This window comes from Pontibacillus yanchengensis Y32 (assembly GCF_000770635.1).
Taxonomy (GTDB): domain Bacteria; phylum Bacillota; class Bacilli; order Bacillales; family BH030062; genus Pontibacillus; species Pontibacillus yanchengensis.
Genome location: NZ_AVBF01000015.1, coordinates 47,815 through 69,069, shown reverse-complemented (window position 1 = coordinate 69,069; position 21,255 = coordinate 47,815). Strand labels below are relative to the sequence as shown.

Sequence of the window (21,255 nt, the reverse complement as noted above, 5' to 3'; positions counted from 1 at the left end):
ACCAACCCACGTCGTGTGGGCCGCAGCACATACGTCGCTACCCGGGCGCTCTGAGCTTTTGTTCCTTTGATTATTATTGTGATTGTTTTTGATATAGTAAAAAGACGTAATGGGAAAAAGGAAGCAATTAGGATAAACGTACAAATCAAATGTTTGAATACCACAACTATTAGGTTATGGTGAAAGTGTAAAGTAGAACGTGATGGACTAGGAGGACTTGTATATGAATGAAGTAAAATGGGGAATTATCGGTTGTGGTGATGTGACAGAAGTTAAAAGTGGACCAGCTTTTGACAAGGTTGAGAATAGCTCATTAGTAGCCGTGATGAGAAGAAATGGAGAGAAAGCTAAAGATTATGCAGAAAGACATGGTGTACCTAAGTGGTATGATAATGCAGAGGATCTTATTCATGATCCAGATGTAAATGCGATATATATTGCCACTCCACCTTCTAATCATAGAGACTATACAATTGAGGCAGCGAAGGCAGGAAAGCCAGTCTATGTAGAAAAACCTATGGCGAGAAATGTAGAAGAATGTTCTGAAATGATTACATATTGTAAGGAAAAAGAAGTGCCATTATATGTAGCATTCTATCGAAGAGCATTACCTCGCTTTTTGAAGGTGAAGGAATTACTTGATAAAGGGGAAATTGGTGAGATTCGTTTTGTTACGTCTCGTCACTCAAAACCCCTAATGGAGAAGGATGAAAACGGAGAATGGCCATGGAGGGTTCAGCCTGAAATTAGTGGTGGTGGACTTTTCTATGATTTAGCTTCCCATACGTTAGATTTACTAGATTTCTTAATTAGTCCGATTGAAGAAGTAAAAGGGTTTGCAGCGAATCAAGCTGGTGCTTATCCAGCAGAGGATATGGTAAGTGGCAATTATAAATTTGAAAATGGTGTAATAGGAAATGGAGTTTGGAGTTTTTCTTCCTATAAAGACGAGGATATAAATCGAATTGAAGGAACTAAAGGAGTAATAACCTTCTCAACATTTGATCATACACCAATAAAATTAGAGAATGACAGTGGATTACAGGAATTTAACATTGAACATCCAAAGCATATACAAGAAGGATTAATCCAAAAAATTGTCGATGAATTATTAGGTAAAGGTACCTCCCCAAGTACAGGTGAGTCTGCTCAACGTACAAATTGGGTGATGGACGAGATGGTTAAGGAGTATTATAAAAAAGGATAACGGAAAAGAAGCACACCTTTTGTAGGGTGTGCTTTTTTACGTTGATATTATCTCTACTAATTATAATAAGGAGCTTGAAATAATTTTTTCACAGTGTTCTTTTATGAAAGTTGCGTCATTGAGCCGATTTAGAAGAATAGTTCGAAATAATTTATCTAAAAATTAAAAAAACCTATTGTAAAACGCTTACACAGCATCTACAATAACACTAAATCGTTTTAGTAAACCGATTTAGTTCCTTGTTAAGGTAAGGAATATATATTTTTTGTATAGTACTAAATCGATTTAGTAATCACTGATCGATTAAATCAATTGGATTTTGGAGAGTCGATGATGAAAAATATAACCATTTCAGATGTAGCAGAGCGAGCAAAAGTATCTAGGAGTACTGTTTCCCAATACCTGAATCAACGCTATGACTACATGGGTGAAAAAACAAAACTACGTATTGAAGAAGTTATTGAAGAATTAGGTTATCAACCAAATATTGTAGCTAGAAGTTTGAAACAAAAATCTACCAAAACGATAGGGGTCATTGTAGCTAACATTTTACACAACTTTTCAACTGAGGTAAGTAGATCTATTGAGGATGTTTGTAATGACTATGACTTTCACACAATCATTTGTAATGCAGATGATGAACCTAAAAAAGAAAAGCGCTACATTGAAATGCTTCGAGCAAAACAAGTAGATGGACTTATTATCTTCCCTACAGGAGGAAATAAAGATTTATATCAAAAGATGATTGATGAAAATTACCCAGTTGTATTTGTTGACCGGTCCGTAGATGGTATCCCTATTTCGTCGATTATGTTAGATAACGAAAAAGCATCAACATTAGCGATTGACCATTTCGCATCTAGCGGCTATAAACGGATTGGAATCGTAACAACTTCCATTTTACAAAGTGTAACTCCAAGAGTAGAGCGTGTTGAAGGCTATAGGAAAGCTATGGAAGCACATGGTTTGCAGGTTAATGAAGATTATATAAAAAGTGTCAATATAGGTGAAATACAAGAAGCTTTAAGTGAGATGGCTACTCTTCCAAATCCACCAGACGCTATTTTAGCTGGGAATGACCTGGCTCTGATTGAGATTTTGAAATTTGTTAAGAAGCATAAGCTCAAGATGCCTACTGATATAGCTGTAATAGGCATTGATGATGTTTCATTTGCTAGCTTTTATAGTCCAACGATTACAACTATCGCTCAGCCGACATTTAAAATGGGAAAAAAAGCTGCAGAAGTGTTACTTAGCAAAATACAAAAAGAGGAATCCAAAGATGATGGTCCTGATTATAGATTTGAACCAGAACTAGTATGTAGAGATTCAGTATAAATAACCGCAATGAAGCAGAGGAGGTCGAAAAATGAAAGATATCATTACGATAGGAGATGCAATGATTACATTGGATCCATCTCACAAAGGGCCGATGAGATATTCTTCCTCTTTTGAGCGTAAAGCAGGGGGAGCAGAATTTAATTTCGCAATAGGCTGTTCTAGATTGGGATTACGCACTGGATGGATAAGCCGGCTAGGCAATGATGAGTTTGGTCGATATATTTTTAACTTTGCTAGAGGTGAAGGGATTGATATGAGTGCAGTTCACTTAATGAATGGCTACCCAACTTCATTGAATTTTAAAGAGGTAATGGAAGACGGAACAGGGAGAACGTTCTATTATCGGGAAAACTCTCCAGTTAGCACATTAACAGATAAGGATCTTGATGAAGCTTATATAAAAGATTCAAAAGTTCTTCACATTACTGGTGTGTTTACGGCTATTGATTATAAGAAAAATAAACTTCTCATTAAAAGAGCCGTAGAAATAGCAAAAAATAATGGTGTAATTGTTTCGTTAGATCCAAACATTCGTCTCAAGCTTTGGACTAAAGAACAAGCGAGAGAAACATTAGTAGAATTTTTACCCTATGTGGATATTTTACTTACAGGTGTAGATGAAGCTGAGGTGCTTTTTGACACATCAGAGCCTAGTCAGATTGTAGAGCAATCCAAAGTACATGGGATTGAAACCGTAGCCATTAAAGAGGGAGAAAAAGGTGCCATAGGCTATCATCAAGGCGAATGGTATAAAGCAACACCTGTTCCTCCCAAGAAAGTAGTTGACACAGTAGGGGCAGGAGACGGGTTTGATGCAGGTTTTATTTATGGATTTTTGGAAGGGTTTCCATTAGATAAAACTCTCCGATTTGCAAATACAATAGGTTCAATGGTTGTAAGTGTTTATGGAGACAATGAAGGCCTACCTTATCTTGATGAGGTGTTGACACACTTAGGAGAAAAGGAATTAATCGAGCGATAAAGGAGGTGTCTGTAAATGAATATTCAACTAGCGCTTGATCGGTTAACAAAGGAAGAGTGTATAGATGTAGTAAATGAAACAAGGGAGCAAATTGACTGGATAGAAATTGGAACTGGGGTCATTAAGGAATATGGAATGAACTTTGTAAGAGATATGAAAAATCGCTTTCCTGAAAAAACACTTGTTGCAGATATGAAGACTTGCGATGCCGGTAAACACGAGGCGAAACAAGCATTTGATGCTGGGGCTGACATAACCACTGTAATGGCTTTTGCAACGAATCAAACTATTAAAGATATGCTTAAGGTTGCACAAGAATATGGATCACGTGTCATGGTTGATTTGCTTGGCGTTTCAGACACTAACCGAATAATGGAATTACAAGCAATTGAAGTAGATTTAGTAAGTCTTCATTTTGGGAAGGACATGCAGCAATCAGGAGAATTAGAGGATGAGTATTTCTCCATCTTAAAGGGTCAAGAGGATTTGGAAGTTGCTGTTGCAGGTGGAATTACAGTGGATTCCTTGCCGAATGTAGTAAAGCATAATCCTGATACCGTCATTGTTGGAAGTGCAATTACAAAGCAAGAACATAAAGGGAAAGTTTCCGAACAAATCAGGGAGGTGATTCGTGATTATGAAAGACATTATTCAAACCGTAGCAAATGAGGTATCAGGTGTATTAAACCGTGTTGAGGAAAAGCAAGCAGTTGATTTATCCCATGCGATTCTGGAAAGTAGACGTGTTTTTATTTCAGGTGAAGGGCGATCAGGTTATATGGGCAAAGCGATTGCTATGCGTCTCATGCACGCTGGTTTTGACGTTTATGTAACAGGAGAGACTATCACGCCGAGCATTGCTAAGGATGATTTAATGATAGCGATTTCTGGATCAGGATCTACACCATCAATTTACCAATATGCTATTAAAGCTCAAGAATCCGGAGCAAAGGTGTATTTGGTAACAACCAATCCTAACTCAAAAATAGGTGAGATTGCGGATGGTGTATTAGAAGTACCGGCTGCTACAAAAAAACGTTTGCCTCAAGAACCCGAAACGGTGCAGCCACTAGGAAATCAATTTGATCAATCGGTACATTTACTCCTAGATGCAGTTATCATTTCTACTATCCATGAAATAGGACAAACTGATTATGATCAAATGACAAACCGACATGCGAATTTAGAATAAAGGTGGGATTCAATGGAGGTTATTGAACGATTGAAAAAAGAAAAGATTGTTGCTGTACTTCGAAATACGAATGTGAAAAATATTGTACCAATTGTTCATGCATTGCAAAAAGGTGGAGTAAATGCTGTAGAGATCACTGCAGAAACACCGAATGCTTCTTCTATTATACAAAAGCTAGTTGAACATGGATCTGATGACATTCTAGTAGGTGCAGGAACTGTACTAGATTCAGAAACTGCTAGATTAATGATCATGGCGGGAGCAAAGTTTATTGTATCCCCTACTGTAAATCAAGAGACGATTCGGATGACTAAGAGATATGGTGTAACAAGTATTCCAGGTGCCTTAACACCAACAGAGATTCTAACTGCATATGAAAGCGGAGCAGATATAGTAAAGGTATTTCCAGCTAATGTGTCTGGGCCAGAGTATATTAAAGCTCTGAAAGGGCCATTACCACATATACCATTAATGGTAACAGGGGGGATTCATGAGGAGAATATAAACCAGTACGTTTTATCAGGAGCCGAAGTCGTAGGTATAGGTGGTCAATTAGTTAAACCCGATAAAGTTAATACGGACGAGGACCTTGAACGTGTTACTGAAGTAGCAAAGTGCTTTGTAAGCGAATACAATTCTTAACTAAACGAAGGGAGACATGTAGTCATGAAAAAATATCTATCGTTGCTTTTTATAATTGTAGTTTTTGCTTTAGCAGGTTGTAGTGGTGGCGGAAGCTCTGCTAATGGTGAAGAGGGAAGTTCTGATAATGGTGATAGTAGCAATAGTGGTGACGGTCTGAAAATTGTTGCTGCCCATAACCAAACGTCTCCAGAAAACCCTTATCAAATTGGAATGAAAGAATTCAAGAAGGTAGCTGAAGAAGAGTCCAATGGGAAGGTCAATGTTGAAGTCCATGCTGGTACATTAGGGACAAGCGAGTCTGAATTAGTAGAAAAATTAAAGCTTGGAGCTGCGGATGTTGTTCTAGTATCCCCAGGGTTCATGTCTAAGACTGGTATCGATGAAATTGATTTATTTGCTTTACCATATATGTTCGATAGTTACGATCATTGGGAGAAAGTAGTAGATGGTGAGATTGGAGACAAAATGGCTGACATCATCAAAGAAAAGTCCAACAATGACTTTAAATTGCTAGGTTATTGGACAGCAGGTGTACGCCACTATTATGGTAAAAAGCCTATAAAGTCCGTGGACGATTTAAAAGGAATGAAATTAAGAACTCAAACTTCAGGTGCAATTGCAGAGTATTGGAAAAAGACAGGTGCGGTACCAACTTCAGTAGCATGGGGCGAACTATATCAAGCACTACAACAGGGAGTTGTGGACGCGGCAGAAAATGCGTATCCATACTTCGTACAACAAAACCACCACAAAACAAAGAATGGTAAATATATTACTGAAACAGGTCATGACTACACAACTCGTTTTCTACTAATCAATGGTAAGAAATTTGAAAACTTCTCTCAGGAACAAAAGGATACCATTATGAAAGCGGCAGAAGCAGCTGTAAAAAAAGAACGGGAAGCGCTTTATTCCCAAGAAGAAGAGTATAAAAAACAAGCCAAAGAAGATGGAGCTAAAATCAATCAAATTGATCGTCAGCCATTCATCGAACTCGCTAAGCCTCTTCAAGATAAAGTAGCTGAAGAGATTGGGTTAGAAGATATGCTGAAACAAATTCGTGACATGAAATAAAAATTGCTTAACTGTGAGATAAAGGATTGGGCACAACTTGTGCCCTTCCCTTTTATCTTCTTTAAAGGAGGGTAAGTAAGAGCATGTTTATTAAACTATTAGAAAAAATACAACTGACCATTGGTGCTATTTTTCTGTCTGTCTTTTTTATTACCATTGTTATACAGGTTACAACAAGAATGATTAGTATTTCAGCCATATGGACAGAGGAAGTAGCAAATTATTCATTTATTTGGGCTGTTTTCATGGGAGCGGCCGTCATGCTCAATCGACGAGAGCATTTTAAATTTGACTTACTATTGAAGAAGCTAAAAGGGAAGGCCAAAAGTACGTTGGTACTAATTAACGACCTGATTTTGTTAGCCTTTAGCTTTGCTATTTTTTACTATGGAATTATTGCTGTACAAAATTTCTGGAATTATACGTGGGTATCTCTATCCGAAATGAAGATGGGATATGTATGGATTTCTGTTCCCATCATGGGTGGGACAATGATCATATATATGATTGGTCATTTAATCAATACGATTAAACATTTTAATAGAGAGGAGGCGACTTCGTCATGATTGGTCCGATATTAGTTGGGTTATTTATCTTATTAATGGTTATAGGCATTCCGATAGCATTTGTCATTGGAATAGTAGCATTATTGGGAATAATGAATGTGGAGTATATCCCTAATGTCACTGTTCCAGTAAAAATGTTTAACGGACTAGATTCATTCGTGTTACTGGCTGTGCCTTTATTCATTTTAGCAGCTAACTTGATGAATAGTGGTAAAATCTCTCAAAAGCTAATAGATTTCTCTTTATCAATTGTAGGACATATTCGCGGTGGACTTGCTCATGCTAATATACTTGTTTCTATGATTTTTGCAGGGGTTTCCGGAGCATCACAGGCAGATACAGCTGGTGTTGGAAAAATTCTAATACCAAATATGAAGAATCAAGGTTATGATAAAGAAAATGCAGTAGGGATCACAGCAGCCTCCTCTACTATAGGTGTTATTATTCCGCCAAGTATTCCAATGATTATTTACGCCGGTCTTACCAATGTGTCTGTTGGAGCGCTATTCTTAGTTGGTATTATCCCTGGTATTTTAGTGGGTTTGGGTATGATGATTATCGTGTACATCTTAGCAATGAAAAGAGGGTATCCTACTTACCAAAAAGCTTCATGGAGTAATTTTATGAAGCAGTTTCTAGAAACCATTCCAGCGTTATTTACTCCTATCATTCTTATTGGGGGTATCGTTACCGGTATATTTACAGCTACAGAAGCGGCAGCTTTTGCTTCCTTGTACACAGTTGCTGTAGCAATGTTCTATTATAAGACGTTGAAATTAAAAGATATTCCTCAAATTTTAATTGATACATTATTACTAAGTTCTCTGTCCTTATTTGCACTGGCAGCTGCTAATGCCCTTGGAGAGTTAATGAGTTATTACAAACTAGCAAGTTGGGCCCAAGAATTCTTCACAAGTAATATTGATAACAAATGGATATTTATGCTTATTGTTATTGGTTTCTTCTTATTTGTTGGAACATTTATGGATGCCATCCCAGCAATGATTTTATTTATCCCTGTTATTCTACCAATAGCTATGTCCTTTGATATTAGTCCTGTTCTTTTAGGTATTGTTACCATTATGACCCTTGCAGTAGGATTGGTGACTCCTCCATATGGACTTTGTTTACTATTGGCGGCAAAAATAGGGGACTTGTCGATAGAACGATCATTTGGTGCAGTTATGCCCTACATCGCGGTCATCGTAGTGGTGTTATTATTAGTAGCCTTTTTCCCAGATTTAGCGGTCTATTTACCAAAACAACTTAATCCAAACATGTTTTAATAAACTATAGAGAGCTAACTTCTGTCAGGAGACAGAGGTTAGCTTTTTGTGTTGAATAAGTAACACACACATAAAACCACAATCAATATCTAATTAACTTGTAGGATAACCTGTAAAGTATCAACTTTCATAAAGAATGTATTTTACTAAAACAAAGCGTTAAAGTGCTGGTGGGACAGGCTTTTTTACGTTTTTGGGGAAAGTTTACTGTCCAAATAAAGGGATGAGATAGTGGAATAGCTGATGAGAATGGCTGTGGAGTATATATCTTTCGATGTAACCGCTTTCCCTTACTATTTGGACTTATTCCTTATGACTTATGGAAATGCTGTTGATTATTTTTGGTTGTTTGTTACGATTAATAACATTGAAATAAACACTATTTAAAATTTGGAAATCAACAGGAGAGTGAACACGCTTTGAATCAAACCATTGCCTTTTTAGGTGCCGGATCGATGGCTGAAGCTATGATTGCTGGTATTGTGCAATCTGGTACGCTGTCTCCGAAACAAATCATAGTTAGTAATCGCAGTAATCATAATCGTCTGCAAGAATTAAAAGTCAAATACGGTATAAAACCAGTACATCGAGATGACTTACAGTACGATAACGTTGATGTCTTTATCCTGGCTATGAAACCAAAGGATATTGAATCTGTGTTAACAGACTTAGAGCCGAAAGTACGTACTGATCAGGTACTCGTTTCGGTATTAGCTGGTATCTCCACTTCTTATATGGAAGAACATCTTCAAAAGCCACAACAGGTTATACGTGTAATGCCTAATACATCAAGCACGTTGAGAGAATCTGCAACCGCTATATCTCCTGGAAATCATACTCCTTTTCAACAAGTTAAGCTTGTAAGATCCCTTATGGAAAGCATTGGTGAAACTTATATTATTGATGAAGAACAAATGGATGTCTTCACGGGAATCGCAGGTAGCGGACCAGCTTATTTTTATAACTTAATGGAACACATAGAACAAGTTGGTTACGAGCAAGGCCTTAGCAAAGATATGGCACGGAATATTGGTGCACAAACGATTTTAGGTGCAGCCAAAATGATGCTAGAACAAGAGGATACGCCTACAGAATTACGTGAAAAAGTAACGTCTCCAAATGGAACGACAGCAGCTGGTCTTGACGCTTTAAATGCTCATGGTGGGGGAGAAGCAATCAGTGCTGCCGTTAAAGGTGCAGCGAGACGTTCGAAACAATTAAGCGAGCAACTACAACAACAAACTATCGTCCATTCATAGAAAGCTCATTACACAATTCAATAAAGATAAGAACAAAAAATAAACAAGGATAAGGAACGATAAGGAGTGAATGGATTATGTCAGATATGAATAAGAAACGTATAGTCATTAAAATTGGAAGTAGTTCATTAACGAGCTTACACGGGGAAATTAGTCGTAGAAAGTTAGAGAAATTAGTAGATGAGGTCGTTCAGTTAAAAGATGAAGGCCATGAAGTACTACTTGTTTCATCAGGTGCTGTTGCAGCAGGTTATCGCAAACTAGGCTGCTTATCTCGCCCAACAAAACTTCCTGAAAAACAAGCTGCAGCGTCCATAGGTCAAGGATTACTCATAGAATCCTACTCTGATTTATTTATTTCTCACGGATACATTGCGTCCCAAATATTAATCACACGTAGTGATTTTTCTGATGAAAGCCGTTATAACAATGCCAGGAATACAATAAATGTTCTATTGGAAAGAGGAATTATTCCAATTGTTAACGAAAATGATACGATAACTATGGATTTTCTTAAGTTTGGTGATAATGATACACTATCTGCAAAGGTTGCTGGATTAGTAGATGCAGACCAGCTGGTTATCCTTTCAGATATTGAAGGATTGTATGATGATAACCCAAACACTAACCCTGATGCGAGCCTAATTGAACGAGTTCATGAGATTACACCAGAAATTGAAGCAGTCGCCGGAGATGCTGGTAGTTCAGTGGGTACAGGAGGAATGAGATCGAAAATCGATGCCTTCAAAATTGCAATGGCATCGGGTATTACATCTTTTATTGGAAAAGCAAGTGTTCCAAATATCGTCTATGACGCTGTGTACCAAAAAGCAAATGGCACGTATTTTGAACCGAAAGAAGAGACAAATAACCTTGATCAAAAGCAACAGTGGATTGCTTTTAACTCAGGACCAGAAGGTGAACTGATTATTGAAGATAGCACTGTTGAAATGATTGTAGACGGGAAAGAAAGTCTCTCGCCAGCAAGTGTTCACAGTGTTAAAGGAGATTTTGACAAAGGCGCCGTAGTCCGTATCATTGATGTGAGCGGAAAAGAAGTTGGACTTGGTGTTGTCAATTATTCTTCGGAAACGTTCAGAGAGTATCAAGAAGATACTCAGTTTGAGGCTGGTCAAGAAGCAGCAGTCGAGAGTGAGCATCTCGTATGTCATCTCGAAATTTCAGTACCTGCTAGCGTGTAAATCATAAAGGAGGATGTCATGACTACTATTAAACAATCATTAACTGTCAAAGAGCAAGCCATGAAAGCACAGAAAGCTTCTAAGCTATTAGCTATTCTTTCCACAGAAGAAAAAAATGAAGCCTTACATCAGATTGCATCTCGTCTAGAATCAGAATATGAATTGATTCTAAAGGCAAATGAAGTTGATTTAGAAGAAGGCCGTAAAAAGAACTTTGATGATGCTTTTATGGATCGTCTAGCCTTATCTAAAGAACGTGTGTTGGAATTTGCACAAGGACTTCGTGATGTAGCTGAACTGGAAGACCCAAATGGAATCGTTAAATCTCAGTGGACACTAGACAATGGCCTTGATGTACAACAAGTTACTGTTCCACTAGGTGTTATCGGAATGATTTATGAGGCACGTCCTAATGTAACGGTTGATGCGACAGGACTTGCACTGAAATCAGGTAATGCCATTGTGCTTAAAGGTGGCTCTTCTGCCATTGCCTCCAACAAAGCTATTGTAGAAGTAATGCGTTCAGCGTTAGCGGAAACGAGAATTTCAGAGGATGCGATTCAATTCATCGATAGTACTGATCGGGAAGCAACACAGCAACTATTTACGATGAAGGAACATATTGATGTATTAATTCCGCGTGGTGGCGAATCCTTAATTAATGCAGTGGTAGATAATGCAACTGTTCCTGTACTGGAAACAGGTGTAGGAAATTGCCATATCTACATTGATAAGGAAGCGGATGTGGAGAAAGCAATTAGTATTCTTATTAATGCGAAAACGGACCGGCCAGCCGTTTGTAATGCAGCTGAAACGGTAATCGTACATCAAGACTGGCTACAAGAGCATCAAGAAGCATTCAAAAACGCACTAGCAGAACATGGCATTCATGCTCATGCGGATGAATATGCACAAGCTCTTCTTCCAGGAGCTGATGCTGCAACAGAAGAAGATTGGGCGAATGAATATCTTAGCAGAGATATTGCCGTGAAGACTGTAACAGATGTACTAGAAGCTATAGAGCATATTGAACTTTATGGTACGAAACACTCTGAAGCGATTGTTACGGAAAACCAAAAGAATGCTGACACATTTATGAAACTTGTCGATGCAGCAGCTCTTTACCATAATGCGTCTACTCGTTTCACTGATGGAGGGGCACTTGGATTTGGAGCGGAAATTGGTATTTCCACCCAAAAGCTTCACGCTCGTGGTCCAATGGGACTACCAGCACTTACAACGATTAAATATATGATGACTGGAACAGGTCAAGTAAGATAAATACCAAAATGATGCCTCTCCCGGAGATAAGGAGAGGCATTTTTTATTGCTTAGCGTACTGATGCGGCCACGTCCAGCTCCATCGTGCAGCAACATCGAACCAACCCACGTCGTGTGGGCCGCAGCATATACGTCGCTAGCAGGGCGCCCCGAGCTTTTGTTCTTGTCAGACGGTATGCGCAAGAAAAAGATTCTGCTGTCCTACAAAAGTTTGCATAAATATTGTTACTTCATCTCTGATTACTTATATTAATACAATGTTATACGGTAATTCTTCAAATTTTTTATTGAGAAAATAAAGCAAACCCCTTGCTAAAAATGTTTTGTTTGATATGATGAAAGATATTTAATTCTTCGTAATATTCAATAACAGGAATATTCATTCATATGAAGAATACATATTCTTATCATGAAAATATGTAAGGTACATGCCATAGAAAAGGAGTGAGTGGATGATACACGACAAAGAAAACAAACGGGTTGTCGTAAAAATTGGTAGCAGTTCGTTAACTAGCTCTCAAGGAGAATTAAGTCGACGAAAGCTAGAAAAGTTAATTAACGAAGTAGTGTTATTGAAAGATGAAGGATACGAAGTGTTACTCGTATCATCCGGAGCGGTTGCTGCGGGTTATCGGAAGTTAGGATGTTTAACAAGGCCTGACTCCTTACCCGAACGTCAGGCTGCAGCATCTATTGGCCAAGGCTTGCTAATGGAGACTTACTCTGAACTATTTGTGTCGCACGGTTATATCGCATCGCAAATTTTATTAACTCGCAGTGATCTCGCGAACGAAGAGCGATACAATAATGCTCAAAATACTATAAATGTACTATTAGAACGCGGTGTAATCCCAATTGTAAATGAGAACGATTCCGTCACCACGGATGAACTGAAATTTGGTGATAATGATACGTTATCTGCAAAAGTGGCTGCACTAGTAGATGCACATCAGTTAATTGTACTTTCTGATGTAGATGGGCTTTATGATGGGGATCCTAAATCTAGTGACTCAAAGCTTATTGAACACGTCTATGATATTACCGAGGAAATAGAAAGCGTAGCCGGAGGGTCTGGAAGCAGTGTAGGAACTGGTGGTATGAAATCGAAAATTGATGCTTTTAAAATTGCCATGGCTTCTGGTATCTCAGCATTTCTAGGCAGAGCTACCGTTTCTAATATTATTTATGATGCAGTTCACTTACAAGCAAGAGGAACGTATTTTGATCCCAATCCTGAGTCACTTAATCTGGATAAGAAACAGCAATGGATAGCGTTCAATTCTGGTCCAGAAGGTGAATTAGTGCTTAAAAACAGCCGTGTTGGCGAAGTCATCGAGGAGGAGGTTCATATATATCCTGCAGATATAGAGGCAGTTCGAGGTAGTTTTGAGAAAGAGGCTGTGGTGCGTATTTTAGATGAAGCCAATGTTGAAGTTGGTCTAGGAGTAGTGAATTTCTCATCCTCTATGATTAAGCAGTGGAGTGATGTTGATTCTAACTTGAAATCCGGGAACGAAATTGCAATTGATAAAGAACAGTTTGTGTGCCACCTTACCACAAAGGTATCGATGAAGTTGTAGAAATCAAGCTCTCCCTTCTAAGGGAGAGCTTTTTTATCGTCTTGGAAATTATAAAATTCAGTGCTTGTGTATAACTAAAAAAGTAAAGTGGCCACGTCCAGCTCCAGCGCCCAGCGACTAGTGTGCTTCCCTCACCTCTGTACGATAAGTCAACATCGAATCGCTATGGCTCTTCGTGTTTCCTTTATCTCCTACGGTTCAGTCCAGCACATACGTCGCTACCCGGGCGCTTGCGCTTTTGTTCCTTGTATAAGCGTGTTTATTTTGCTAGAGAGTTGTGCCCACATCTAGCTCCAATACCCGTTTTCACAATAAATTCACAAAATGAAAATATAGTCAAATTTTTTGAAAATTTTTCTTGTAATCTCTTTGAATTGAAACTATAATAAATTTAACGAAAGCGCTTTCGAAGTGATGAGGTGGATGCTATGGTTACTATTTATGATATAGCGAAAAAGACAGGTTACTCTGTTACAACTGTATCCAAAGTCATTAATAATTATCAAGATGTCAGTGAAAAAACCAAAAAAGCCATCCAATTAGCCATGGAAGAAATGGGATATTTACCTAACTCTCATGCTAGATCACTGACTACTAAAAAATCCTGGACAATAGGTGTCGTATTTATTGAATCATTAGGTATTGGTATGAAGCACCCTTTCTTCAACGCTGTCATCGAGAGCTTCCGAAAGCAGGTCGAACTATTGGGATATGATTTACTTTTTGCCTCTAGAAGCATTAGTAATCAAAAGAAAAGTTATTTAGACCACTTTCGTTATAGAGGTGTGGATGGGGTGGTTATTGTTTGTTCAACGTATGATGATGAACAAGTGCAAGAATTAATAGAAAATTCCATTCCAAGTGTCGTTATTGATCTTAATAGTAAAGAATCAAGCGCAGTCTATTCAGATAATTTAGATGGCAGTAAACAAGCAGTAGAGTATTTATATGGTCTTGGTCACCGTGCAATCGCACACATTAGCGGACACCAATCCACTCATGCTGGGGAACAAAGATTACTTGGGTATAAACAGACTTTAAAAAGCCTAGGGATACCTATTCGAGAAGAATACATTGAGAATGGGAAGTATTTTTCAAGAGATGGTGGATATGAAGCAATGGAGAAATTACTCACTTTAAAGAATCGTCCGACTGCAGTTTATGCAGCTGGGGATAGTATGGCGATTGGTGCCATTGAAGCTATACGCAATCGTGGTTTACGTGTCCCAGAAGATATATCGGTTATTGGATATGATGACATTGAATTATCACAATATGTTCATCCACCGTTAACTACTATTAGACAAAAGACAGACTTAATAGGAAATGAATCTGCAAAACTATTAGTTAAACAAATTAATGAAAAAGAGAAATGTATAGAACATCATATAATACCAGTAGAATTAGTGGAAAGACATTCTTGTAGTAGCTTATAATTTTTTTCAATAATTTCGAAACCGATTTCGGATGGTCACATGTATATGCCATTTTTTTTAGAATGAAACGAAACCGGTTTCAATTAAGTTGATTAGTTTAAGGCGTGATTGCCTTTCTAATACATTAAAAAAATACTAGGAGGTTTTCCTTGTGAAAAAAAGGTTTGGTTTGTATTTCATGTTAGTGCTAATGTTACTTATTTCTGCTGCTTGTTCGTCTGACACAAATGCTAATTCTGGTTCAGATTCAAAGGATGATGTACTTAAGGTTTGGTCTTTCACCGATGAATTAAAAGAGCCAATCAAGACATTTGAAGAAAGAAACGGCGTTAAGGTTGAGCTAACGATTGTACCTATTGCCGATTACCCTACTAAGCTGAAGCCAGTTTTAGAAAGTGGAGTAGGAGCACCTGATGTCTTTACTGGTGAGATTGCTTTCTTAAAGCAATGGACAGATCGAAATTATTGGGAAAACCTGTCTGAAGAACCTTATAATGCTGATCAATTATCAGATGATTATGTTGATTATGTATTTGATTTAGGTAAAGATTCTGAAGGTAATGTTAAAGCGCTTTCATGGCAAACCACACCTGGTGGTATTTTCTATCGTAGAAGTATCGCAAACGAAGTACTAGGAACAGATGATCCTAATGAAGTGGGCGAAATGATGTCTTCTTGGGATGGTGTGTTCGAAGTAGGCGAGAAAATGAAGGAAAAAGGGTATAGCTTATTCCCAGATGAAGGAGCTATTCGTTGGTTCTCCAAAGGGGAAGACCCTCAGCCATGGGTGAATGAGAATGATGAATTAATCATGACAGATGCGAAATTAAATTACTTTGATCATGCTAAAAAATTACGTGATAAAGAATACACTGCTTTTGCACCGGAATGGTCTCCTTCATGGATTGAATCAATGAACGGTCCAATTGGTATTGATAAAGATGGTGAAGAAGGCGAACAAGAAGCAACTGGCGAAACAGAAGTGTTCTCTTACGCTCTTCCAACTTGGGGCTTACACAGTGTTCTAAAAATAAACGCTGAAGATACAGCTGGAGATTGGGGAGTTACGAATGGTCCTTCTCCTTATTTCTGGGGTGGTACTTGGTTAGGTATCTATAGTGGATCAAAGAACAAAGATCTAGCATGGGATTTTGTGAAAATGATGACTCACGAAGAAGAATTCTTAACAGATTGGGCTAAAGAAACAGGAGACGTACTGTCTTATCTTCCTGTAACAGAGAAGATTAAAGATGATTTTAGCGAGCCATTCTTGGATGGTCAAAATAACTATACTTTCTTCCTAGAACAAGCACAAAAAATCGAATCTGGAATCGTAACGAAATACGACCAGCAAATTGATACGTTGTTGGGGGCTCAAGTACTAGAATACGTTGATGGTAAGAAAACAAAAGAAGAGGCTGTTAATGAGTTTTACAAGCAAGTTAAAAACGCATATCCAGAATTAAAAATGCCTCAATAAGTGCACTAAATATGGACACAAGTTGGGATATAAGCAAATGCTTTTATCCCAACATTTTTATAAAGGTATAAAACATTTCATCCTAACTAAGGAACTTCTAGCTCAAGCTTCTTTCCCCCAATATGATATTTAAGGCAAATTGTCATAATGAGAACACATTGGATACGTTAAGGTTTGTCTTAATAACTAATGGAGGAGAAAGTTGCTTGTAGCATTTCTTTAGCCTAAGAGAAAGAAGGAGTGCTATATGAAAAAATTAGATTACAAAGGATACTTCTTTATAGCCCCGTTTTTTGCAATCTTTCTGGTATTTAATATCTATCCGGTTCTACTTACCTTTTACTACACTTTTACTAGTTATGAGGGATACGGAACACCTGAATTTATTGGGCTTACTAATTATATTCGCATTTTTTCAGATACTTATTTTTATGAAGCATTTTTCAACACTTGGAAAATATGGGGATTAAACTTTGCCCTCCAGCTAGGGATTGCATTGCTATTAGCAGCATTGTTTTCTGATCTACGATTTAAAATTAAGGGGCTTGGGTTTTTTAGAGCCATTTTCTATCTACCAAACTTAATAACTATCAGTTCTGTCGCTATTCTATTTAGTATTATGCTAGATTGGCGTCACGGTTCTGTGAATATGTTCCTTCAACAGATAGGAATCATTTCAGAACCAATAAACTGGCTAAATCAACCTGTAACTGCTCAGGTTTCTGTTGCGCTTATTCTCACCTGGATGTGGTTCGGATACACATTTATTGTATTAATGGCTGGGGTTTCCGGTATCCCGGGAGAATTATATGAAGCAGCACTAATTGATGGGGCTAACCGCTGGCAAACCTTTGTACATATAACGCTACCTCTTCTAAAACCAATAATGTTATATGTCATGATTACTTCGTTGATTGGTGGTCTTCAATTATTTGACTTACCAATGCTTATTACAGATGGTTTAGGAGCACCAGAAGGTTCACTAAATACGATGGTTTTGTATTTATACAACCAAGCATTCCGTTACAACAATTATGGCTATGCGGCGACCATTGCATATGCATTATTCCTTATTACAGTAATCTTTTCAGCAATTACATTTAAATCTATGTATCGTAAAAGTGTCAAAGAATAGGGGGGTCTTAAGATGACTAGAAAGCAATATATCAAACTGATTGTCTATGTGTTCTTAGCTTTATTGGCTGTAATCAGTGCCCTGCCTTTTTATATGATGATTGTAAATGCCACACGTGACACAAAAGAAATTTTATCAGGCTTCTCCTTTATACCAGGAAGTTCCTTAGTGGAGAACTATGAAACAATGATGGATTACGTGAATATTTGGCTTGGGTTCAAGAATAGCTTAATTGTTTCTGTTTCTGTGACGGTTCTAAGTGGGTATTTCTCCGCCTTAACTGCATTTGGTTTCGCGGTTTATAACTTTAAGGGTAAAAACCCGCTATTCATTTTTATGCTATTGATGATGATGGTACCAGGCCAGTTAGGGTTAATTGGTTTTTATGAACTAAATAAATTTATTGGGACTCTTGATACATTTATTCCATTAATAGTTCCAGCCATTGCAAGTCCGTTTGTAGTGTTCTTCTTAAGACAGTATTTAGCGACCACCTTGCATCCAACACTATTAGAGGCAGCTCGTATGGATGGGGCGAGTGAATTGAAAATTTTCCATACGATTGCACTTCCAATTATGATGCCGGCAGTAGCTACCATGTCTATCTTTACGTTTATCGGATCTTGGAATAACTATATTGTTCCATTGGTTGTTCTGTTTTCACCAGAGAAATTCACGTTACCTGTATTAATGGGTTTCTTAAAAGGTTCGCAAGTTGCACAGAATTTAGGCTCAATGTATATAGGAATTGCAATTTCGGTTGTGCCAATTATGGTAGCCTTCTTGTTCTTCTCTAAATATATCATAAGCAGTATTTCAGCTGGATCTGTAAAAGAATAATAGAAGAGGTGTAGAGTATGCAAACATTTTCAAAGGATTTTATTTTTGGAACAGCAACGTCTTCCTATCAGATTGAGGGGGCGGCTAATGAAGGAGGAAGAACACCCTCCATATGGGATGAGTTTTCAAAAACACCAGGAAAAGTGTGGAACGGGGATACTGGTGATGTAGCTTGTGATCATTATCATCGTTTTGAAGAAGACATCGAGATTATTAAGGCGCTTGGAGTTGACTCTTATAGATTTTCCATTGCATGGCCAAGGATATTTCCTAGTGAAGGGCAATATAATCCGGAAGGGATGGAGTTCTACAAGAAGCTGGCGAAAAAATTAAATGATGCAGGGATTAAGCCGTTTGTAACCTTATATCACTGGGATATGCCGAAATGGGCGTATGATAAAGGTGGATGGGTGAATAGAGATTCTGTACAATGGTTTTTAGATTATGCAGAAAAATGTTTTGAAGAGTTAGATGATTTAGTCTCTATGTGGATTACGCATAATGAACCATGGTGTGCAGCACTTCTGGGGTATTATGAAGGCGTTCATGCACCAGGTCATATGAACTTGGACGAAGCTGTAAGAGTTTCTCATCATTTGTTGTTATCTCATGGCAAAGCTGTAGAACTCTATAAAAATCAACTTCACTTAACAAAACCGATTGGAATTACATTGAATCTATCTCCTGTTTATCCTGCTAGTGAACGTGTAGAAGATGAGCTTGCGGCTAACAATTATGATGGGTATCTGAATCGTTGGTTTTTAGATCCGGTATTCAAGGCTAGTTATCCAAAAGATATGATGAACTTATACTCCAAGCAAGTTTCAAGCTTTGATTTTATTCAAGAAGGGGATATGGGTACTATTGCAACTTCTTGTGACTTCTTTGGAATTAACTTTTATAACCGAGCACTGATCCGTTATTCTACTACCTCACCACTTCTTTTTGAGCCAGCAGAATCAGATTATCCTAAAACTGGTATGGGGTGGGATGTATCACCGAATGAATTTAAAGAACTAATTCGCACGCTTAGAAGGGATTTTACTGACCTACCTATGTACATTACGGAGAATGGTGCAGCATTTCAAGATGTTCTTGAAGAAGATGGAACGGTGAAGGATGTAGAACGAAGAGAATATATGGAGCAACATATTGAAGCCATAGCTTTTTTAAATGAGGAAGGTATGAACATTCGAGGGTATTATTTATGGTCTTTGCTTGATAATTTTGAGTGGGCATTTGGCTATGATAAACGGTTTGGAATCACTTATGTGGATTTTCAGACGCAAAAAAGATATATGAAAGACAGCGCAAAACGATATGCAGAGATTGTGCATAGTAGACAACTTTAGGTAAAATAGAAACCGGTTTCGTTCATGGAAGGAGTGAAAGTATGAGAACAGTAAAACAATTCATAACTGCACGAGACACAGAAGATCGACTAACAGAAAAGGAAACAGTGTTGTTTGAGTCGGATAGTCAGAAGGTGGATGTTTGTATTGATCCGTCCATAACCTATCAATCTATCTTTGGTTTTGGAGGCGCTTTTACAGAAGCTGCAGCTTACACGCTTAGTCAAATGTCAGAGGATAAACGTGCAGAAGTACTGCATAAATATTTTGATCAAGAAGAGGGAATTGGGTACAACATTGGTCGTGTTCATATTCATAGCTGCGATTTCGCGCTAGAGAATTATACGTACGTTCAAGAAGAAGATGTTGACTTAGCAACATTCGATATTTCTCGTGATCATAAATGGGTACTACCGCTTCTAAAAGATGCTATGAAAGTAAAGGGAAGCCCAATCCCACTCCTTGCATCTCCATGGAGTCCTCCTGCTTGGATGAAAACGAATCAAGATATGAATAATGGTGGAAAGCTTTTGCCAGAGTACCAACAAGCATGGTCGAACTATTATGCAAGATTTATTCAGGAATACCAACGTGAGGGAATGGACATATGGGGCGTTTCAGTTCAAAACGAACCAGCCGCTGTTCAAGTCTGGGACTCTTGTATTTATTCTGCTGAGGAAGAACGAGATTTTGTGAAAAATTATCTCGGACCTACTCTGCATGAGAATGGACTAGAGGATATTAATATCATTATCTGGGATCATAACAGGGATCAAATCGTTGACAGAGCTTCCACTGTTTTGTCTGACCCTGAAGCAGCAAAATATGTATGGGGGACTGGGTTTCATTGGTATGTAAGTGAAGATTTCGATCAGGTTGGGGAGGTTCATAACCGATTCCCTGATAAACATCTCTTGTTCACGGAAGGATGCCAAGAAGGTGGAGTAAAGCTGGGTGAATGGTTTACAGGTGAACGATATGGAAGAAACATGATTGGTGATTTAAATAATTGGACAGAAGGTTACTTGGATTGGAACATGGTTCTCAATGAACAGGGTGGGCCTAACCATGTACAAAACCTTTGCGACGCTCCAATCATTGCCGATACCAAAACCAATGAACTTCATTACAACAGTTCGTACTATTATATAGGACATTTTAGTAAGTTTATTCGTCCTGGAGCTCAGCGAATTGGCGTTACGAATCATCATAGCGACTTACAAATCACGGCATTTGTAAACAAGGACGGAAGTATTCCTGTAGTCGTTATGAATGAGTCTGAGAAGAACCAAGTATTTTCTTTAGGAGACCATAGTTATCAAGTAAATCTTGAACTACCTGCCCATTCTATCGCTACGTATATTGTTACCGAATAATTTATTATGGATAAGGAGGTA

The 21,255-nt window shown here is 38.0% G+C and carries 19 protein-coding genes; all 19 read left to right on the top strand.

Annotation, left to right across the window (positions count from 1 at the left end; all coding sequences use genetic code 11):
• The first annotated feature begins 223 nt into the window (after positions 1-223).
• The 19 genes from N782_RS07570 (at position 224) to N782_RS07480 (ending at position 21,234) form a co-directional block, all read left to right on the top strand.
• Entirely contained in the window at positions 224-1,207 is a 984-nt protein-coding gene (locus N782_RS07570) for a Gfo/Idh/MocA family protein (RefSeq protein WP_036818086.1), read from the top strand.
• Between the two features lie 333 nt (positions 1,208-1,540).
• On the top strand, positions 1,541-2,545 hold the full coding sequence (locus N782_RS07565; protein ID WP_036818083.1) for a LacI family DNA-binding transcriptional regulator: 1,005 nt from the start codon (positions 1,541-1,543) through the stop codon (positions 2,543-2,545).
• Positions 2,546-2,576: 31 nt separating this feature from the next.
• Positions 2,577-3,530 (top strand): sugar kinase, encoded by a 954-nt coding sequence (locus N782_RS07560; protein ID WP_036818082.1) that lies wholly within the window; start codon positions 2,577-2,579, stop codon positions 3,528-3,530.
• Between the two features lie 15 nt (positions 3,531-3,545).
• The gene (hxlA, locus tag N782_RS07555) at positions 3,546-4,199 is read left to right on the top strand and encodes a 3-hexulose-6-phosphate synthase (protein WP_036818080.1); all 654 of its coding nucleotides are present in this window, start codon (positions 3,546-3,548) and stop codon (positions 4,197-4,199) included.
• Positions 4,168-4,722, top strand: a complete 555-nt coding sequence (gene hxlB, locus N782_RS07550) for a 6-phospho-3-hexuloisomerase (RefSeq protein ID WP_036818096.1) — start codon at positions 4,168-4,170, stop codon at positions 4,720-4,722. Before hxlA ends, hxlB begins: the two co-directional genes overlap by 32 nt.
• Positions 4,723-4,734: 12 nt before the next feature.
• Positions 4,735-5,364 carry a bifunctional 4-hydroxy-2-oxoglutarate aldolase/2-dehydro-3-deoxy-phosphogluconate aldolase gene (locus N782_RS07545; protein ID WP_036818078.1) on the top strand — a complete coding sequence of 210 codons (630 nt, stop codon included), beginning with the start codon at positions 4,735-4,737 and terminating at the stop codon, positions 5,362-5,364.
• A gap of 24 nt (positions 5,365-5,388) precedes the next feature.
• A complete protein-coding gene (locus N782_RS07540) occupies positions 5,389-6,441 on the top strand; it encodes a TRAP transporter substrate-binding protein (RefSeq protein WP_036818076.1) in 1,053 nt (350 codons plus the stop codon).
• Between the two features lie 83 nt (positions 6,442-6,524).
• Positions 6,525-7,007 carry a TRAP transporter small permease gene (locus N782_RS07535; protein WP_036818074.1) on the top strand — a complete coding sequence of 161 codons (483 nt, stop codon included), beginning with the start codon at positions 6,525-6,527 and terminating at the stop codon, positions 7,005-7,007.
• Complete coding sequence (locus N782_RS07530; RefSeq protein WP_036818072.1) at positions 7,004-8,293, top strand: TRAP transporter large permease; 1,290 nt, start codon at positions 7,004-7,006, stop codon at positions 8,291-8,293. Before N782_RS07535 ends, N782_RS07530 begins: the two co-directional genes overlap by 4 nt.
• Positions 8,294-8,748: 455 nt before the next feature.
• The gene (gene proC / locus N782_RS07525; protein WP_052111230.1) at positions 8,749-9,552 is read left to right on the top strand and encodes a pyrroline-5-carboxylate reductase; all 804 of its coding nucleotides are present in this window, start codon (positions 8,749-8,751) and stop codon (positions 9,550-9,552) included.
• 77 nt (positions 9,553-9,629) lie between these two features.
• Positions 9,630-10,754, top strand: a complete 1,125-nt coding sequence (proB, locus tag N782_RS07520) for a glutamate 5-kinase (RefSeq protein WP_036818068.1) — start codon at positions 9,630-9,632, stop codon at positions 10,752-10,754.
• A gap of 18 nt (positions 10,755-10,772) precedes the next feature.
• Positions 10,773-12,035, top strand: a complete 1,263-nt coding sequence (locus N782_RS07515; protein ID WP_036818067.1) for a glutamate-5-semialdehyde dehydrogenase — start codon at positions 10,773-10,775, stop codon at positions 12,033-12,035.
• Between the two features lie 452 nt (positions 12,036-12,487).
• Entirely contained in the window at positions 12,488-13,615 is a 1,128-nt protein-coding gene (gene proB / locus N782_RS07510; protein WP_036818066.1) for a glutamate 5-kinase, read from the top strand.
• Between the two features lie 428 nt (positions 13,616-14,043).
• Positions 14,044-15,051 carry a LacI family DNA-binding transcriptional regulator gene (locus N782_RS07505; protein ID WP_036818064.1) on the top strand — a complete coding sequence of 336 codons (1,008 nt, stop codon included), beginning with the start codon at positions 14,044-14,046 and terminating at the stop codon, positions 15,049-15,051.
• A gap of 151 nt (positions 15,052-15,202) precedes the next feature.
• Positions 15,203-16,531: an ABC transporter substrate-binding protein gene (locus N782_RS07500; RefSeq protein WP_036818060.1), complete on the top strand. Its 1,329-nt coding sequence runs from the start codon at positions 15,203-15,205 to the stop codon at positions 16,529-16,531.
• Positions 16,532-16,778: 247 nt separating this feature from the next.
• The gene (locus N782_RS07495) at positions 16,779-17,666 is read left to right on the top strand and encodes a carbohydrate ABC transporter permease (protein WP_036818059.1); all 888 of its coding nucleotides are present in this window, start codon (positions 16,779-16,781) and stop codon (positions 17,664-17,666) included.
• A gap of 12 nt (positions 17,667-17,678) precedes the next feature.
• Positions 17,679-18,506 carry a carbohydrate ABC transporter permease gene (locus tag N782_RS07490; protein WP_036818058.1) on the top strand — a complete coding sequence of 276 codons (828 nt, stop codon included), beginning with the start codon at positions 17,679-17,681 and terminating at the stop codon, positions 18,504-18,506.
• Between the two features lie 17 nt (positions 18,507-18,523).
• Complete coding sequence (locus N782_RS07485; RefSeq protein ID WP_036818055.1) at positions 18,524-19,858, top strand: GH1 family beta-glucosidase; 1,335 nt, start codon at positions 18,524-18,526, stop codon at positions 19,856-19,858.
• A gap of 41 nt (positions 19,859-19,899) precedes the next feature.
• Positions 19,900-21,234, top strand: coding sequence for a glycoside hydrolase family 30 protein (locus N782_RS07480; protein WP_036818052.1), 1,335 nt, complete (start codon positions 19,900-19,902; stop codon positions 21,232-21,234).
• Positions 21,235-21,255 lie beyond the last annotated feature (21 nt).

What these genes read in the sequence shown, in the direction of transcription:
- N782_RS07570 (WP_036818086.1), top strand. Translation starts at nt 224, where the DNA reads ATGAATGAAGTAAAATGGGGAATTATCGGTTGTGGTGATGTGACAGAA.
- N782_RS07565 (WP_036818083.1), top strand. Translation starts at nt 1,541, where the DNA reads ATGAAAAATATAACCATTTCAGATGTAGCAGAGCGAGCAAAAGTATCT.
- N782_RS07560 (WP_036818082.1), top strand. Translation starts at nt 2,577, where the DNA reads ATGAAAGATATCATTACGATAGGAGATGCAATGATTACATTGGATCCA.
- hxlA (WP_036818080.1), top strand. Translation starts at nt 3,546, where the DNA reads ATGAATATTCAACTAGCGCTTGATCGGTTAACAAAGGAAGAGTGTATA.
- hxlB (WP_036818096.1), top strand. Translation starts at nt 4,168, where the DNA reads ATGAAAGACATTATTCAAACCGTAGCAAATGAGGTATCAGGTGTATTA.
- N782_RS07545 (WP_036818078.1), top strand. Translation starts at nt 4,735, where the DNA reads ATGGAGGTTATTGAACGATTGAAAAAAGAAAAGATTGTTGCTGTACTT.
- N782_RS07540 (WP_036818076.1), top strand. Translation starts at nt 5,389, where the DNA reads ATGAAAAAATATCTATCGTTGCTTTTTATAATTGTAGTTTTTGCTTTA.
- N782_RS07535 (WP_036818074.1), top strand. Translation starts at nt 6,525, where the DNA reads ATGTTTATTAAACTATTAGAAAAAATACAACTGACCATTGGTGCTATT.
- N782_RS07530 (WP_036818072.1), top strand. Translation starts at nt 7,004, where the DNA reads ATGATTGGTCCGATATTAGTTGGGTTATTTATCTTATTAATGGTTATA.
- proC (WP_052111230.1), top strand. Translation starts at nt 8,749, where the DNA reads ATGGCTGAAGCTATGATTGCTGGTATTGTGCAATCTGGTACGCTGTCT.
- proB (WP_036818068.1), top strand. Translation starts at nt 9,630, where the DNA reads ATGTCAGATATGAATAAGAAACGTATAGTCATTAAAATTGGAAGTAGT.
- N782_RS07515 (WP_036818067.1), top strand. Translation starts at nt 10,773, where the DNA reads ATGACTACTATTAAACAATCATTAACTGTCAAAGAGCAAGCCATGAAA.
- proB (WP_036818066.1), top strand. Translation starts at nt 12,488, where the DNA reads ATGATACACGACAAAGAAAACAAACGGGTTGTCGTAAAAATTGGTAGC.
- N782_RS07505 (WP_036818064.1), top strand. Translation starts at nt 14,044, where the DNA reads ATGGTTACTATTTATGATATAGCGAAAAAGACAGGTTACTCTGTTACA.
- N782_RS07495 (WP_036818059.1), top strand. Translation starts at nt 16,779, where the DNA reads ATGAAAAAATTAGATTACAAAGGATACTTCTTTATAGCCCCGTTTTTT.
- N782_RS07490 (WP_036818058.1), top strand. Translation starts at nt 17,679, where the DNA reads ATGACTAGAAAGCAATATATCAAACTGATTGTCTATGTGTTCTTAGCT.
- N782_RS07485 (WP_036818055.1), top strand. Translation starts at nt 18,524, where the DNA reads ATGCAAACATTTTCAAAGGATTTTATTTTTGGAACAGCAACGTCTTCC.
- N782_RS07480 (WP_036818052.1), top strand. Translation starts at nt 19,900, where the DNA reads ATGAGAACAGTAAAACAATTCATAACTGCACGAGACACAGAAGATCGA.